The organism is Carboxylicivirga fragile (assembly GCF_050589805.1).
GTDB classification, from domain to species: domain Bacteria; phylum Bacteroidota; class Bacteroidia; order Bacteroidales; family Marinilabiliaceae; genus Carboxylicivirga; species Carboxylicivirga fragile.
On the sequence record NZ_JBNGOY010000040.1, the window covers coordinates 1 to 17,924 of the forward strand.

The following is a 17,924-nucleotide window of genomic DNA, read 5'->3' on the forward strand; positions in this document are numbered from 1 at the left end:
TACTGTAATACTTTTTCTGTGTACTCATTTTTCTAAGATATTATTTTGGTCTTAATATCTCTAAAAAATCGTCCGTGTAAATTTAGCAACTCCAGGTAAATTGTTTTAAGAATGTCCTTTACATAGAATGATGAAAGAGAAAGATATAAATAAGGTTGATTGGCAATTAATTGCAAAAGACATTTCGGGAGAATTGTCCAAGGAAGAGCAATTGCATTTAACCGAGGAGCTGGTAGGTAATAGTGATTTGCACGATCAACTAAGTCATTTATGGGATGATGCTAAATATGCCCAAGAATTAAAGACTGTTGATACGGATAAGGCATGGAATCAAGTGAGAGAGAACATGCAGTCGACTAAAGGCGGCTTATCCATTTCTTTGAAACGTTTTATATCAGTTGCTGCTTCTTTAATTATAATATTAGCATCGTATTATGCCTTTAGCTTATACAATACGACTAACAATCAACAGACAATTATTGCTAAAAATGATCAGCAATCAATAAAACTAATTGATGGTACTGTAGTTGATTTAAATATTGGTAGTCGAATTCAATTCCCGAAGGAATTTGATGAAAGTAATAGAACTGTACAATTAGAAGGAGAAGCATTTTTTGACGTAACACGAGATGTAGAAAAACCCTTTATAATACAAACAAAGCAAATTCAGATAAAAGTACTTGGCACATCATTTAATGTAAAAGAAAGTACTTCAAATGGGGATGCCATCGTTGCTGTATCATCAGGTAAAGTTGAGGTGAGGCATGGAGATATGTTAGTAACGCTCGAAAAAGGAGAATCAGCTATTTTTGTTGCTGAAACAAACAAGTTATTGAAGCGGACGATTGAGAACGTTAATTATAAGGCATGGAAAACCAAGGAGCTTGAATTTGATAATGCCAAATTGAACGAGGTTTTTAATACAATCGAGAATGCCTATCACATAAATATAGAATTAGATTCAGCAATTTATGTCGATAGCATGGTGTTGAATGCTACATTTAGTCGTTACACTATAAATCATGTACTTGAGTCGGTATGTGCACCTTTTAATCTCGAATATCGCTTAAGCGAGGGCAAATATAAAATTACAAGTGTTCAATAATTCATGAGAAAATAGTAATTTAATGCACTTGTAAGTCCGTATTACCTGATGTATTTTAACTTATACTATTGAATGAAGAGGAGTTCAGATAAATGTATTGTATTATTGATCTGTTTACTGTGTGTTCACAGTATGTCTCTTAGTCAGGAAGTAAATCTGCGCTTCGATAATATAAAATTAGCTGCTTTTATCGATTCCATTACGGCAAAGTCGGAAATAGATATTGCCTATGATGTGAATGCCATTCCTGTTGATAGTGTCATATCTGTTGATTTTTCAAGAATTCACCCGTTTGAGGCTATAAAACAAGTATTAAGTTCTAATGAAGTACTTGTTACCTTTCTTAATAATCAGATTATTATTGGGAAAGCTTTAAAGACGGAGCGTGATGCTTATCTCAGGCTGAAGGGGAGGGTTATTGATAAGGTTGAAGGCAGTCCTTTACCAATGGTTAATATAACTGTTAAAAATAAGGTGCTTGGAACTATTACAAACAGCAATGGTGATTTTGAGTTTGTTATACCAAATCAACTTAATAAGGACACTTTAGCATTTTCATTTTTGGGTTATGATAATCATTTTATCCCAGTTGAGAGTATTGATAGTGTTTTGCTAGTACGATTAACGAGTCATGATATTCATTTACCTGAAATTGAGGTGAAGTATCAAGAGGTGAATGAGATATTATTTAACGTTCTTGAGAATAAAAAACAGAATTATTGGAATGAGCAAAGTCTGTTAACAGGTTTCTTTCGAGAATCAATACTGCAGGATGCGGAATACGTGCAGGTATCAGAGGCAATAATCGAGATTTCTAAACCAGATTATGGTAAGGCTTCAAGCATGGAGCGGGCTCGATTTATTAAAGGGCGTAAGCAAGATGATTTGCAGAAAATGGAAAATGTGGACTTTAAGCTCGAAGGTGGGCCATTTCAGTTTTCAAGAATTGATATAGCCCGTTATCTTGATTTTTTTCCAAAGGAAGAATCATTATATAAATACGAATATGATGGAATTGATTTTAGGGGAGATGATGTATTATACAAGGTGAAGTTCAAGCCGATAGACGATAATGGGGACTTATTGTACGAGGGTACATTTTTTATACATTCAAAAAGTTACGCCATTGTTCATGTCGATTTTAGTTTGACAAAACGCGCCATACGTTATAGTCGAAAGGCCTTAATTAAGAAAACATCAGGTAAAGTTAAAGCTCGCCCTAAGTATGCCGACTACTCAATTGATTATAGATTTGTCAACGATAAATGGATTTTGAATAAAGTAACTGGAGTCATTATTATTAATATCGTAGATAAAAGGCAGAAAATAAACTCTGATTTCAGGGCTATTTCCGAATTACTTATCAGTAATTGTATTGCTTATAAAGGTGACCGTTTTAAGTGGTCCGAATCCTTTAAAGAATCGTATGTTCTTGCTGATGAGATTGAAGAAACAGATATCGAGTTTTGGGGAAACTACAATATAATTAAACCCAACGAGGCCATCGAAAAGGTTTTTAAAAATAAGCAGGATAACTAGAAGGTAAAAATTAAGGCTGCTTTCAAAATAGTTGATGGGACGATAAATGAGTGGTTTATTGTCTGTTTTGAAAGCAACCTCATGGGATTGGTCATTGAAAAAATCTTATGCGCAATGTCTCTGCAGGTAATCAATTGTAGATTTTACAGAAGTTAATTGCACTATCTCGTCATTTTTTATTGCAAGATCAAATCTTGTTTCTAAGAAAAACAAGAAAAAATTCATGTCTAATTCGTCAGCAAATAGCTCGTCACGAAAAGAGGCATCCTCACTAATTCGCTCTTTTGGTACTCCGGTCTTTCTTAAAACCTTGTACAAATTTCGCCTTATCGCTTTAGCATTCATAGCTTATTGTTTTTTTGTTACATGTATAAGACAATTGTGATTACCTTTGGACGTATGCTTTTTTTGAATTTTTATTAAAAAAATTCAAATCTTACAAATTATTCTATTTAATCATCAGTGAGTGAGTGGGATATGGTGAGTTGTTGGGATGTTCTTTTTTTGAAAAAATATAGATAATAGTGTTTGGCATAAAGATTAAGAGGATGCATCTTGGGTTTTTAGTAATGATTTTAATCGTTACAAGCCATGTTTATGCTCAAGATGATACTTTGAGTTATCGCTTGTTAGATAATTTAGATTCTTTGCGATTTGCTAAAGTTGAACGTGAAGGTTTTAAGATAATGCCATATGTTGCACCTTCGTATACACCAGAGACTGACTTTCTACTTACAGCTGGAGGATTGATTACTTTCAAGGCACAGCGATGGAATAATTTGCTTAATACATCTTCGGTGCCTTTTTCTGTTGGTTATAGTTCAAATGGTTCCTTTACATTAAATATTCAAAATGTTATTTATTGGGCCGATGATAATATTAGAACCATTGGAGAGTTCATCATGAAAGAAATGCCTGATAACTATTGGGGGGTTGGTTACGAAAATGGTTTAGATGAAAGAACATCGCGAGAAACTACTTTTTATACGCGACGTTATTGGCGATTCAATCAACGTTTTATGTTTCGGACTAAAGGAGATATGTTTTTGGGCGGTATCATTGATTTAAATGGAACCAAAGCTTTTGACATGAATCCAGTGATGGAAATGGACGAGTATGTTTTACGAAGTGGTTCGGATGTACTAAACACGGGACTTGGTTTTGTGTTTGAATACGATTCAAGAGATTTTGTCCAGAATGCTTATAGTGGTAAATACTTTAGTGCGAGTATGGTTTTTTTTCAAGAGTATTTGGGCGGTAATACAAAATATCGTGTTTTTGAATTTGATTATCGGCACTATAAAACAATTAAGCGAAAACGAAGAACCTTGGCTTGGCAAGCAAAGTGTCGTTTTAATTTCGGGGGAGAAGTGCCTTGGTCGGATATGGCAATGCTTGGTGGTCCTTACAATATGAGGGGTTATACTTTGGGTCGTTTTCGCGACAAAAATTCAATGAGTCTTACTGGGGAATACAGGCATATGTTTAAACGGAAAAAACTAAATAAGAAAGGGAATTACGATAGTCGCTTTGGCTACGTTGTTTGGATGGCAGCTGGTTCTGTTATGCCATCGTTGGATGTACAAAATAATTGGTTGCCTAATGGAGGAGTTGGTTTAAGAGTGGAAATCCAACCACGCATGAATATTCGTATTGACTATGGAATTGGAAAGAGTGAAACGGGCTTTTATGCTACCTTTTCTGAAGCATTCTAAATATTTTTAACAACAGCCTTTCTTGAAAAATATTCTATTCTATCTTTGTGGGCTAAAATTTGAAATATGCAGAATTTGTTTGAATGTAAAGTAAAGTACGAGAAGATAGATGAACAGTCAGGAACTAATAAAAAGGTTAGTGAAACGTATCTGATTGATGCGGTTTCATTTACTGAGGCTGAATCGCGTATTTACAAAGAAATGGAGATGATGATTCGAGGGGAATTTATTGTAACCAATATTCGAAAGGCTAATTACACCGAGATTTTTCCAAACGACGATGGAGATCGTTGGTTTAAGAGTAAAATTTCGTACGTTTCCGTGGATGAAAATTCAGGAAAGGAAAAAAAGATTAGTAATCAGATTCTTGTGATGGCTAATGATGTAAAGCATGCTTTTGATAAAATACATGAAGGAATGAATGGTATGACTGTTGATTTTGATATCAATGCAATTGCCGAAAGTCCAATCTTAGATTTCTTTCCTTATTTCAAAGGTGATGAGGTGAATGAAGAAATACCTGCTAATCTTCGACCAATTGAGCGAGAAGAAGAAATAAGCTCAACTGAAGAGTAGGGAAATTAAAGAATATTTTAAGCACTGGATAATTTAGGTTTTTATCCAGTGCTTTTGTTTTATATGTATTTCTGAATACGCTTGTCCAATTGTGCCTGATCATGCATAAAGGAATATAGTCCTGCAATATTCAAAAGGCTATCAATGCCTATTTCTCGATTTATTATTTTTTGATTCCATTTCTTATGAATTGGAATTTTGCCATCCTCACGAAGTGTTTGGTGCTCCTTCTTATCCAATTTCGGGAATAAATCGTGACAACCATGGTTGTGAGCGTATTCTTCAAGTTCAGCTGCGGTATTTGGTAATTTTTCGTTTAAATGTAATACTATTTCTTTTTCATGATCTTGAGCCTGCCAAAGGTGCTTCAGTCTTAGCTTTTTTACATCATTTTCATCGAATAATTCCGGTTCAGGTATTTCGTTGATATGAGAGCCGTCAATATTTAGTTTGGCCTTTATTGCCTCATCGGCTACTTTACTCGGGATAGTAAAAATATCGGTGCCTAGCAAATGTTGCAATTGTTCTGGCGAACGAATGCTCGCCGCTATTAATTTTGTTTTGCTGATGTTTTTATTGATTAAGCTACGCAGACAGTGCTGAGTTTCTAAAGTGACCTTCTCTCCAATGTAAAGTCCTTCTCCTAGTTTGTTGTTTTTTAAATAGGCGCCCAAGCGGCCTAAGAAAACATTTGAATATTGGGCTTGCGCTACTACTGACGCAAAAATATTTTGCCGAACGCTAAAGTCAAGAGTGAAATTAACTGGTATGCCTTTGTCGTGTAATTTACGTGCACCAATTAAGCCAGCTGAAGTAAAAGGTACTTTAATGATGAAGTGTTTTGGGCAAATAGAATGTAGACTTGCACCGACTTCAGCAATTTGATTAATGTTGTGTGCGATATCGGTGTGAAGCTCAACGCTGACATTACAGTTGAATATTTTAACCAGACGTAGTCCATGAATGGCATTTAGGCAAAAGGCAATGTCTTGAATATTATATTCTCCTTTATTCTCTTTTATGTGTTTCGCAATAACAGGAATTGTGTTGTCATAAATGCCTTTTTGTACTTCATTATTCAACAATGTATTATTGGTTGTCAGTGCAGAGAATTCTTCAGCCCAGATTTTTTTAGCCGAAACTATATCGCCTGTGTCGAGCCATAAAGAAGTTCCGGAGTGGAGGTATTTGTCCCAGTAGTTAGAGGGTTTTGATTGAAACACAGTGTCGTTAAATTGTTCAGAAAGCTTAATGATTGTTGATTTGGGAATGGGGTATGACATGTTATTGAGGATTGGTGTTGTATAAAATTAGGAACTACTTTCTGAAAATCAAATAGTAAATTTCTGTTTTATAACATGATTAACTATATAGATAAAGATTTCATTAAAGTGATGAAAAGCATGTGTAATATCCATATTGCTCCTTAAATTTGACAAAAATATCAGTTGTTATGATGGAATCAATTCGCGAAATCTATAAGATAGGAAGTGGGCCTTCAAGTAGTCATACTATGGGGCCAAAGAAAGCTGCCGAAATGTTTTTGGAGCGTCAGCCAGATGCAGCCAGATACGAAGTGACTTTATTTGGTAGTTTAGCAGCTACGGGTAAAGGCCATCTCACTGATTTTGCTGTTGAGCAAGTATTTGCTGAAAGAGTTTTGAAGATTAATTGGCAGCCGCATGTTTTTTTGCCACGTCACTCAAATGCGCTTTCATTCACTGCTTTTAACGATATGGGCATTGAGTTAGATAGCTGGACAGCATACAGTGTTGGAGGAGGAGCTATTGTTGATGATTTCATACAAGAAGAAACATCTGCCATTTATGAATTAACAACTTTAGATGATATTTTAAAGTGGTGCGAAAGCAATGGAAAGCATTTGTGGGAGTACGTTGCTGAGGTTGAAGGGGAAGAGATTTGGTCTGAAATGGAGAAGGTGTGGACGGTGATGAAAGAAGCTGTTCAAACTGGTTTGGATGAAGAAGGTGCTTTGCCAGGTGCATTAAAGCTACCCCGTAAGGCGTCAGCCTATTATACAAAAGCTAAGAATTTTAGTGGACGCATGGAACGACGTTCAATGATATTTGCATATGCGTTAGCTGTTTCGGAACAAAATGCTGCCGGAGGAACCATTGTTACTGCTCCAACATGTGGAGCAAGTGGTGTATTGCCAGCTGTCTTGTATTTTATTCAAAAATATTACGACGCATCAGATAAAAAGATATTAAGAGCATTAGCTACCGCTGGTTTAATTGGTAATCTGGTAAAACATAATGCGTCAATTTCCGGCGCTGAGGTTGGTTGTCAAGGAGAAGTTGGTACAGCATGTGCCATGGCTTCGGCTGCTGCTACTCAATTATTCGGTGGTAGTATTTATCAAGTTGAATATTCTGCTGAGATGGGTATGGAGCACCATTTAGGTTTAACATGTGACCCTATTGCTGGTTTGGTACAGATTCCTTGTATCGAACGAAACGCTTTTGCGGCTGCTCGTGCACTTAATCATAACACCTATGTACTATTGTCCGATGGACGTCATCGTATTACCTTCGATGAGGTGGTTAAGGCGATGAAGCAAACTGGACATGATCTGCCTAATATTTACAAAGAAACTTCTACAGGTGGTTTAGCTGTTTTTCATCAAAATAAAAAAGAAGAAAAGGAGTAGTTATAATTCCGTAATTCTGCTGTTATTGTTTTGTAGTTGATGTTATTTCCGTAAATTTAAGTGCTAATTAAAACCTAACTTTATGGAAATATTATCTAATGTAGCACTGGTCTGGTTCATTGCCGGAGTCGTCTTATTGCTTCTCGAATTTGTAATACCTGGTGTATTTATTCTTTTTTTCGGACTTGGTGCATGGGTGACAGCTCTATGTGTTTATTTATTTGAACCATCTCTGGGGATACAGTTTGTCATCTTTAGTGTCACTTCTATTATTAGCCTTATTTTGCTTCGAAAGCTTATTTTGAATCGCATGACAATGAAAACCGTTCGAGGTTCAGATCCTGATGAGGAATTTATTGGTTATTCGGCCTATTGTATTGCCGAGATTGATGAAGGACTTAACGGTAAAGTTGAATTTAAAGGGACGAGTTGGTCCGCTGCATCAACTGCCAATGTCAAAGAAGGTCAGAAAGTGACTATCAAATCAAAAGAAGGTTTACAATTAAATGTGGAACCTGAATAATCATTAACTCTAAACTTTTAAATTATGGATGCTCCAACTATTGTAGCCATTGGTCTTGGCGTAGTTGTATTTATTATTCTATTATCTTGTATTAAAATTGTTCCTCAACGTTCCGCCTATGTAATTGAGCGTTTAGGAAAGTATAATGGAACCTTGTTGGCTGGTTTTCATTTTCTAATGCCAATCATTGATAAAGTTGCGTACAAGCACACTTTAAAGGAATCGGCCATTGATGTGGCTTCGCAATCATGTATTACAAAAGACAATATTGCTGTAGAAGTTGATGGTGTATTGTACTTGCAGGTAATGGATGCCAAGAAAGCTTCATATGGTATCGATAACTATGGCTTCGCTGCTATTCAAATTGCTCAGACAACGATGCGTAGTGTCATAGGTCGTTTAGATTTGGATAAAACGTTTGAAGAGCGTGAAACAATCAATACGAGTATTGTTAATGCGGTGGATAAGGCAAGTGATCCCTGGGGCGTAAAAATAGCGCGTTATGAAGTGAAGAATATTACGCCTCCACAGAGTATTAAGGATGCCATGGAGAAACAAATGCGTGCGGAACGTGAAAAACGTGCTATGATTGCCGAATCAGAAGGTCAGAAGCAAGCTAAAATAAATGTAGCAGAGGGTGATAAACAAGAGTTGATTGCACGTTCGGAAGGTGAAAAGCAAAAACGTATCAATGAGGCTTCAGGTAAGGCGTCGGAGATAGAAGCAATTGCTAGTGCCACGGCGAAAGGAATTAAAGAAATAGCTTTGGCCATAAATGAAAAAGGCGGCATGGATGCGGTGAACTTGCGAGTAGCTGAACAATACTTAGGCGAGTTTGGTAAATTAGCTAAAGAGAATAATACAATGATTATACCTTCTAACTTATCTGATGTCTCCGGTATTATTGCTACGGCAACTTCTGTTTTGAATCAGACGAAGAAATAACTTAATCGACATGTGATTTTTAGAGCCGAAGCTTAATAGTTTCGGTTTTTTTAAAAAAAAAACATGCGACCTGTTAAAAAGTGTCTAAAAGCATGTGAAATTTATGGTGATGTTTTTGTGATAAATTGATATTAATGTGGTGTATATATGTGAAAAATGTTTTAAAATAAGGACTTGGTAGTTTGATGTGTCAGTCTATAGCATCTGATCTTGATTTTTATAACTGTTAAAATTTGCTTAAAACACCTCGGTTTTGTTACATTTGCAGAGCAATTAAACACGTAATTAATTTTTATAATTTATTAATTAAAATCTTTAGTCTATGAAGAAAGTACTTTTAGCACTTTCGTTTGTGGTTATTTGTGGTTTGCAGTCATTAATGGCTCAAACAACAGAAATAACTGGAACAGTTACTGATGCAGGAGATGGGTTTCCTATCCCAGGAATTTCTGTATTTGTAAAGGGAACAACGGTTGGGACAGTTACTCGTCCTGACGGAACGTACGCTTTGGAGGTACCGGAAAATGCAGAAACTTTGGTTTTCTCATTTATTGGGATGAGTACCCAAGAAATTCTTATTGAAGGACGTTCAGTAATTAATGTGGCAATGAAAAGTGATGCCGAAGATCTTGATGAAGTTATTGTTGTAGCTTATGGTACCGCAAAAAAGTCATCTTTTACTGGGTCAGCAGGTGTTGTTGGAGCAGAAGAGCTTGAAAGTAGAACAGTTACTTCCGTAACTCAGGCCTTAGAAGGTGCTACAACCGGTGTGCAGGTAACTTCGGGTTCGGGTCAGCCAGGTAGTTCACCTGAAATTAGAATTAGGGGTATTGGTACTCTAAACGGTACGGCCGATCCCTTGTTTATTGTTGATGGTGCAACTTACGAAAATGGTTTGGAGAATATTGATCCGAATGACATTGCATCTATGACAATTCTTAAAGATGCATCCTCAACAGCACTTTATGGTTCACGTGCAGCCAACGGTGTTGTGTTGATAACAACTAAAAAGGGTAAATCAGGAGCTGGTTCAAAAGTTAATTTTAATGCTAGTGCCGTGGTTGGTGTTGTTACTCAGGCAATACCATATTATGAAACTGCAAACCCTTCGGAGTATTATGAGTTGATGTTTGAATCTTACAAGAATAGTTTAATTTTTGGTAAATCAAACATGGATCCTGCAGATGCTGCGATTAAAGCTTCAGCAGAGATTTACGATAAATTAAAGTATAATCCATTTAATGTAGCAAATGATCAAATTGTTGGTACTGATGGGAGAATTAATCCTAATGCAAGGGTTACAATGCCGGGCTTGAACTGGTATGAGCCTTTAGAGCAAACCGGTAAACGTCAGAACTATAGTGTTACAGCTAATGGAGGTGGTGAAAACCACGATTTTATGTTTTCTATTGGTCATCTTGATGAAACGGGGTACATAGTGAGTTCTAAGTATAAACGTACAAATGCTCGTATGGACGTTAATGTTACACCAACGAAATGGTTGAAACTGGGAACTAATATTTATGGTTATGCTACAGAAAAAGGATTAGCATCGGGTACTACTGGTAACACAAGCTATGGTAATCCTTTTTATTTCGCGCGTAATATGGGGCCTATTTATCCTGTATGGCTTGTTGATCCATCAACACATGAATATATTCATGATGTTAATGGTCAGCGAATCTATGACTTAGGTGGTGGTTATAATGAGTTTGAAATTAACAAACGCCCTGCCGCAGCAAACCCTGGTCGTCATATTATTGCTGAGCTTGATTATAATGATAATTTGGCTAAAACTAACGGAATTAGTAATCGCTCATATGCGACTTTCAACTTGTACGAAGGTTTGTCTTTTACCATGCGTTACTCATTGGATATTCTAAATTCTATTGATTCTGAATTTGAGAACGAGATTGTTGGAGATGGTGCACCTACAGGACGCTATAGCCAAGATAGATTTACAAGAACAACTGAAACATTCAATCAGATCGTAAATTACGCTAAGTCATTTGGAGAGGGGCATAATTTTGACTTTATGGTAGGCCATGAGAGTTATGATCGTAATTATTCAGACATGACAGGAATGAAAACTCAGATGACTGCCAAGGGGATTTATGAGTATGATAATTTTGTTACACCAACCGATTTATCAGGGTATTCATCCGATTATCGACTTGAAAGTTATTTGGGGCAGTTGAAATATAACTATATGGATAAGTATTATTTCTCAGCCTCATTCCGTCGTGATGGATCTTCTCGTTTTCACCCGGATGAAAGATGGGGTAATTTCTATTCGGTAGGAGCTTCTTGGCGAATGGATCAGGAACAGTTTATTCAGGATATCTCTTGGATAGATCAGTTAAAACTTAGATTATCGTATGGTGAGGTTGGTAATGATAAAATTGCTGGATATTACGCTTATCAAGCTAAGTATGGTTTTAGGCCAAACGCTGGTGAGCCAGGTTTAAATTGGTCTGATGTAGGTAATACTATTCTTACCTGGGAAACAAGTGCAAGTTATGATGCGGCATTAGAGTTTACTCTCTTAAATAATCGTATGCATGGTTCACTTGAGTACTATAGACGTAATTCAGTAGATTTATTGTATGAAGTGCCACTAGCCTTATCTCAAGGTTTAGCACAGCAGCCAAGAAATGCTGCGACAATGGCTAATTCAGGATTTGAAATTGGCATTGGAGGTTCTGTTATTAAAACGGCTAGCTTTACTTGGGATATTGACCTTCAAATGTCAACATTGAAGAATGAGATAACTGAAATTCCTGACCCATATATTGATGGATCTAAGCGTTGGTCAGAAGGACATTCTGTTTATGACTTTTTTACTTACGATTATTATGGTGTTAACTCTGAAACGGGTGCAGCTTTATTCCACGTTTGGAAAACTGATGATAAAACTGGTGAAACGGTTCCTCAGTACAATGAAGATGGATCGCCTGTATTATCAGAAAACTACTTAGATTCAGAGCAAGGATATACCGGAGACTCATCTATTCCTGATTTATTCGGGTCTATTGGAAATACCTTAAGTTACAAAGATTTCAGACTGACATTCTTGTTCACGTATGGAATTGGAGGCAAAATAATGGATTATTCTTATCGTGACTTAATGCATGAAGGTGAATATGGTAATGCTATTCATGTCGATCAGCTTAAAGGATGGAGAACGCCTGGTGAATCAAATGACATTCCTCGTTTGCAATTTGATAATAGTTATTTGGCTCCAACTTCAGATCGTTGGTTAACTGATGCAAGTTATTTATCATTTAAGAATATCAACTTAAGCTATAATTTCAAGCAGAAGTTTGTTAGTGATTTAGGTATTAAGAGTTTAAGGGCTTTTGTTACAGGGGAAAATTTATTTATTTCTACTGCTAGAAAAGGTATGAATCCACAGCAAAATTTTGGAGGTACTACTAGTAACGTGTATTTACCAAGTAGAGTTTTCTCTATTGGTGTTAATGTTGGATTTTAATTGAGATTGATTTAAAAAAATAAAGTTATGATGAAATATATTAATAAACTCATATTAGGGTTATTGGTTGTTGCATCTGTTGGTTGTTCTGATGATTTTCTAGAAACAAAACCAACTAATGCAGTTTCACCAGGAGATGCTCTTACTTCTCCAACCAGTTTGTTGGCGTCGTTAAATGGTATGCATAGAACTATGTACTCTCAATCTCCATTAGAAGTTGGTTCAACCAATTATACATATGCAGGAGAAGGTTTTATTATTCCAATGTTAGAATTTCCTGCAAGTGATGCTTTACATACTACCTCGGGTAATGGTTGGTTTAGAAGCCAGTTGAAATGGATTGTTCATACTAACCCTAATCGTGGTGAAGTTGAATGGGTGTGGCATCATTACTACCATATGATAGGTAGTGCCAATAATATCATTAATGCATCTGAAGATATATTTGAAGATGAGTTGATGTCTAGTATTCTTGGACAAGCCAAAGCTTATCGCGCTTATTCTTACTTTAGATTAGTTCAGCTATTTGCTAATAGTTATGCTTGGGGTAATCCATCTACGGATCCTGGGGTGCCAGTGATGTTAGAAACGGCATTGCCTTATGAAGGAAAACCTAGAGAAACGGTAGCGAAAGTGTATGAGCAAATTGAAAAGGATTTAACTGAAGCAATTGCTCATATGGAAAACGCTCAGAATATGCCAAATAAATCACACCTTAATATGAATACTGTTAAGGGTATTGCTGCGCGTGTTGCTCTTGTTAAAGGCGAATGGAGTAAAGCAGCAAGTTTCGCTAATGAGGCTAGAGCCGGTTATGAATTAATGGGAGAAGCTGAATATAAAAGTGGATTTAATGTGATTACTGGCACGGAAGTTATGTGGGCTGGTGACATTATTAGTGACCAAACAACATATTATCGTGCATGGTTTTATTTTATTGGGACTAACTTTAACGGTACACAAAACAGAACCAACCCTAAGATTATTAATACTGAGTTGTTTTCTCAAATCGCTGATACTGATTACCGTAAGGATTTGTGGTTACCATTAGCACCGAATACCGTTGATGGATGGTCGAATGACCCTAATTATAATGAGGATGAAAATTCGGATAGATTTTGGGCGGAGTATGATAAAGTTATAGAAACTTACGGAATGACAAGTCGTTTTGAAACGTATCCTCATATGTCGGTTAAGTTCTTAAATGCAAACCCTGGAACCATTGATCCGGATGATGTGCTGTATATGCGTGCTTCTGAAATGTATTTGATCGAGGCTGAGGCCTTAGCTCGATCCGGAGGAAGTGATGCTGAAGCTGCCAAGGTTTTATTTGACCTTGTTTCTGCCAGAGACGAAGCATACGTTCTATCTACTAATACAGGTGATGCCTTAATTGAGGAGATTAAACTACATCGTCGAATTGAATTATGGGGCGAGGGACGCCGTTGGTTAGATATGTTGCGATACGATGAAGAGTTAAATCGTGAGGGAACTATTAAGGATGAAGATGGAAACTTAATTGGAACTGGTGCTGATTCTGGTTTATATGCTGATGGTTACAAACAAGATAAGCCTTCGGTTAATGTTAATTGGATTTATCAGATACCGCAAGGTGAGATAAATGCAAATATTAATATGACTGAAGATGATCAAAATCCATCTGCACCTTTGTAGGTAGGTTTTCTTATAAAGAAATATTTTAATTAAGTGCAACTAGATTTTTCTAGTTGCACTTTTTTTATGGTGTAGTTCGTTATTATTAATAACGTTCAAGGATTGGTGCAAGAGGGGGAACAATCTCTCTACTTACTTGATGTTTTTATAATATAAAGTAAGTAGAGTTTTATTTTTGGTTCTAAACAAATTGTGGTAGCTAGGGTCTAAAGAGAGTTAATTGTTAAAAAATGCAAATTTATTTTAATTAAAAACAACATATTGATTCCTGTCGATTTGGAGGTGAAGATTTAAATATTCTTTTAATTTGTAACTAAAGCAGCTTTCAACGCGCTTAGACTGAAAGAAAAGTGTTGCTCGTCATAAAACAGCATGATGCTAATCATGGTTAAAATATGATGATAGCATACAATTATTGTTACTTTTTATTAATTTAGCGGCATAATTGTAACAAAACAATTAATTGTCCTATTTATTAATTTTAAACCTTTAGTCTATGAAGAAAGTACTTTTAGCACTTTCGTTTATGGTTATAGTTAGTTTGCAAGCTTTAGTAGCTCAAACAACAAATATAACCGGAACTGTGACTGATGCAAGCGATGGTAGTCCCATACCAGGTGTATCAGTATTTGTAAAAGGAACAACTGTAGGTACGGTAACACAACCCGATGGAGTCTACAATTTATCTGTTCCAAATGATGCCGAAATTTTGGTGTTCTCTTTTGTTGGAATGACTTCGCAAGAGATTGCTATTGCAGGTCAGACTAAAATTGATGCTGTAATGAGCAGTGATTCTGAAAACATTGATGAAGTTATCGTAGTAGCCTATGGTACTTCTACAAAAGGATCGTATACAGGTTCTGCTGCTGTTATAGATGCTGAGACAATAGAAAAGCGTCAGGTTTCCAATGTTTCTCAGGCCTTGTCAGGAACTATGGCAGGTGTTCAGGTGCTTAGTAATAATGGACAGCCTGGTGAGGATGCAACCATTCGTATTCGTGGTGTTGGATCTATTAACGCTGGCTCTGATCCTCTTTATGTTGTGGACGGGGTTCCTTTTGATGGTGATTTATCATCAATTAGTTCCTCAGATATTGCATCGATGACTGTATTGAAAGATGCGGCTTCTACTGCATTGTATGGTGCTCGTGGAGCAAATGGTATCATCATGATTACAACTAAGAAAGCCAAATCTGGAAAAGTTGTTATAAATTTTGATGCGAAGTATGGTATGAATTCACGTGCTGTTGAGAATTACGAAGTTTTAACAAGCCCACAGAATTATATTGAGAATAGCTATCAAGCTATTTACAATGCTGGTATTTATAATTTAGGTTATTCCCCGGCTGACGCTAATATTTATGCCAACTCCAAAATCATGACAGGTTCTGAAGGTGGTTCGGGATATCAAATATATACTTTACCTGATGGGGAGTATTTAGTTGGAAACAACGGTAAATTGAATCCTAATGCGACTTTGGGTTATAGTGATGGAGAGTATTATTATACTCCTGATGATTGGGCCGGTGAAACATTTAAAAACAATCCTAGACAAGAATACAATCTGTCTATCTCTGCTGGAACCGACAAGAATTCATACTACCTTTCATTTAATTATTTAGATGATAAAGGTGTGATAGATGGTTCTGGTTTCTCTCGTCTCTCAGGTCGTTTGAGAGGTGATCAGAAAGTAACTGACTGGTTAAAAGTTGGTGCTAATGTAAGTATCAATAATATTCAGAGTGATTATCCTGGAGAACAAGTATCAACAACCTCTAGTGGTAATGCTTTCTTTATCTCTAATTACATTGCTCCTATATATCCGTTGTACGTTCGTGATGCTGAAACGAAAGGTATTTTATTAAATAATGGTCGTAAGATATATGATTATGGTGACGGACAGAGCACTAACATGGACCGTGCGTTTATGTCGATAGCGAATCCAGCTGGTGACTTAACGTATAATAATACTGACATCAAAAGTGACGTAATAAACAGTTCATGGTTTGCTGAAATTTCACCTATTCAAGGTTTAAAAATTAATGCACGTTATGGTTTGAATGTGAATAATGAACGCTATTATGACCTAGGTAATACTTATATGGGGCAAAGTGCTCCTGATGGATCAGCATACCAACAGAATTCTAGGACTTTTGGTTTTAATCAGCAATATGTTGCTAATTATCAATTCGCGATACAGGATCAACATCAGTTTGATATTACAGCTGGTTATGATGGGTATAAGTATGAGTATGAGCTTGTTTACGCAGCTGGAAATAATTTATATAACCCAGAGAGTTATTACGTAGATAATGCAATTGACAACATCAGAGGTGGTGGCTCGAAAGACAGTTATGCAACCGAAGGTATATTTACTCGGATTAACTATTCATTACAAGATAAGTATTTCTTTAATGTTGCGTATCGTCGTGATGCATCATCTCGTTTCCACCCAGATAACCGTTGGGGTAACTTCTTTTCGGCTAGTGGAGCTTGGTTAATCAGTAATGAGTCATTTATGGATGGTTTACCTTGGGTTAATATGTTGAAGCTAAAAGCTTCTTATGGTGAGCAAGGAAACGATGCTATCGGAAACTATTACGCCTACGCTGATCAATGGAAAGTAAGTGGAGCTGAGGGGGTATTTGCTGATGGAACTTTGGATTATAAGGGTAATAAAGACATTACATGGGAGACATCCACTTCGTATAATACGGGTGTTGATTTTGCCGTGCTTAATAATAGTTTGAGTGGTACAGTTGAGTATTTTGGACGAAAATCATCTGATATGCTATATTATGCCCCGGTAACCGGTATCGCTGGATATAATACAATTCCAATGAATATTGGTTCGATGACCAATTCGGGTTTAGAACTAGACCTTGCTTACACAATCATTAAAAGATCTAATATACAGTGGAGTGTGAATGCAAATGCCACTTTCATTAAAAATAAAATAAATAAACTGTCTCCTGAGTTAAATGGTGAGTTAATTGATGGAGCTCGTATTTATGAAGAAGGTGAGTCTATGTATCGTATGTTTTTAGTGGAGTATGCAGGGGTTAATGCTGAAACCGGGGAAGCAGAATATTGGACGACAAATGATGCCGGCGTACGTGAACGTACAGCTGATTATTCGCAGGCAGCTGATCATAAAATTGCGACTGATGACCTGTTGTCAACAGTTTATGGTGGATTTGGCACCTCGGTTAATGCCTATGGTTTTGATGCATCTGTATTGTTTTCATATCAATTAGGAGGTCAGATTTATGATTCGGGTTATGCTCGTTTAATGCATAGTGGAACTCCTGGTAGTGCTGGTCAAAACTGGCATAAGGACATTTACAATGCCTGGACACCAGAAAATCCAAATACGGACGTGCCGCGTATGAATGCAAACGATCGTTATGCAAGTAGTCAATCAACTCGTTTTTTAACAAGTTCAGATTATCTAAGCTTGAATAATATAACCATTGGTTATACACTTCCGTCTAACATTGTATCTCGTTTAAAAGTGCAGAAATTACGTATTTATGTAGCGGCTGAAAATGTAGCACTTTGGTCAAAACGAAAAGGATTAGATCCACGCCAAAGTTTTACTTCTGCAACAACAGCGCGTTATACGCCTATTCGTACTATTTCGGGTGGTATAAACTTGGTGTTTTAAAAACTTAAATAAGTGA

12 protein-coding genes are annotated in these 17,924 nt (G+C 36.5%); 10 read left to right on the forward strand and 2 right to left on the reverse strand.

Annotated elements, in window-relative coordinates:
• Nucleotides 1-127 precede the first annotated feature (127 nt).
• Nucleotides 128-1,105 carry a FecR family protein gene (locus ACRD7B_RS16500; protein WP_430825702.1) on the forward strand — a complete coding sequence of 326 codons (978 nt, stop codon included), beginning with the start codon at nt 128-130 and terminating at the stop codon, nt 1,103-1,105.
• Between the two features lie 72 nt (nt 1,106-1,177).
• On the forward strand, nt 1,178-2,644 hold the full coding sequence (locus ACRD7B_RS16505; RefSeq protein WP_430825703.1) for a DUF5686 family protein: 1,467 nt from the start codon (nt 1,178-1,180) through the stop codon (nt 2,642-2,644).
• A gap of 105 nt (nt 2,645-2,749) precedes the next feature.
• Here the strand turns inward: ACRD7B_RS16505 and ACRD7B_RS16510 are convergent, their stop codons facing one another.
• Nucleotides 2,750-2,989 (reverse strand): acyl carrier protein, encoded by a 240-nt coding sequence (locus ACRD7B_RS16510; protein WP_430825704.1) that lies wholly within the window; start codon nt 2,987-2,989, stop codon nt 2,750-2,752.
• Between the two features lie 203 nt (nt 2,990-3,192).
• On the opposite strand from ACRD7B_RS16510, the gene ACRD7B_RS16515 reads away from it, so the two are divergent.
• Entirely contained in the window at nt 3,193-4,359 is a 1,167-nt protein-coding gene (locus ACRD7B_RS16515) for a BamA/TamA family outer membrane protein (protein ID WP_430825705.1), read from the forward strand.
• A gap of 66 nt (nt 4,360-4,425) precedes the next feature.
• Nucleotides 4,426-4,935, forward strand: coding sequence for a DUF4494 domain-containing protein (locus ACRD7B_RS16520; RefSeq protein ID WP_430825706.1), 510 nt, complete (start codon nt 4,426-4,428; stop codon nt 4,933-4,935).
• A 59-nt stretch (nt 4,936-4,994) separates the two neighbouring features.
• Here ACRD7B_RS16520 and ACRD7B_RS16525 read toward each other — a convergent pair whose 3' ends face one another.
• The gene (locus ACRD7B_RS16525) at nt 4,995-6,218 is read right to left on the reverse strand and encodes a transaldolase family protein (RefSeq protein WP_430825707.1); all 1,224 of its coding nucleotides are present in this window, start codon (nt 6,216-6,218) and stop codon (nt 4,995-4,997) included.
• 170 nt (nt 6,219-6,388) lie between these two features.
• Here ACRD7B_RS16525 and ACRD7B_RS16530 point away from each other — a divergent pair, with 170 nt between their 5' ends.
• The 6 genes from ACRD7B_RS16530 (at nt 6,389) to ACRD7B_RS16555 (ending at nt 17,908) form a co-directional block, all read left to right on the forward strand.
• Nucleotides 6,389-7,606, forward strand: a complete 1,218-nt coding sequence (locus tag ACRD7B_RS16530; RefSeq protein WP_430825708.1) for an L-serine ammonia-lyase — start codon at nt 6,389-6,391, stop codon at nt 7,604-7,606.
• A gap of 82 nt (nt 7,607-7,688) precedes the next feature.
• On the forward strand, nt 7,689-8,129 hold the full coding sequence (locus tag ACRD7B_RS16535; RefSeq protein WP_430825709.1) for an NfeD family protein: 441 nt from the start codon (nt 7,689-7,691) through the stop codon (nt 8,127-8,129).
• Between the two features lie 24 nt (nt 8,130-8,153).
• Nucleotides 8,154-9,074 carry an SPFH domain-containing protein gene (locus ACRD7B_RS16540; RefSeq protein WP_430825710.1) on the forward strand — a complete coding sequence of 307 codons (921 nt, stop codon included), beginning with the start codon at nt 8,154-8,156 and terminating at the stop codon, nt 9,072-9,074.
• 322 nt (nt 9,075-9,396) lie between these two features.
• On the forward strand, nt 9,397-12,567 hold the full coding sequence (locus ACRD7B_RS16545) for a SusC/RagA family TonB-linked outer membrane protein (protein ID WP_430825711.1): 3,171 nt from the start codon (nt 9,397-9,399) through the stop codon (nt 12,565-12,567).
• 27 nt (nt 12,568-12,594) lie between these two features.
• A complete protein-coding gene (locus tag ACRD7B_RS16550; protein WP_430825712.1) occupies nt 12,595-14,241 on the forward strand; it encodes a RagB/SusD family nutrient uptake outer membrane protein in 1,647 nt (548 codons plus the stop codon).
• A 496-nt stretch (nt 14,242-14,737) separates the two neighbouring features.
• Nucleotides 14,738-17,908 carry a SusC/RagA family TonB-linked outer membrane protein gene (locus ACRD7B_RS16555; RefSeq protein WP_430825713.1) on the forward strand — a complete coding sequence of 1,057 codons (3,171 nt, stop codon included), beginning with the start codon at nt 14,738-14,740 and terminating at the stop codon, nt 17,906-17,908.
• Nucleotides 17,909-17,924: the final 16 nt, after the last annotated feature.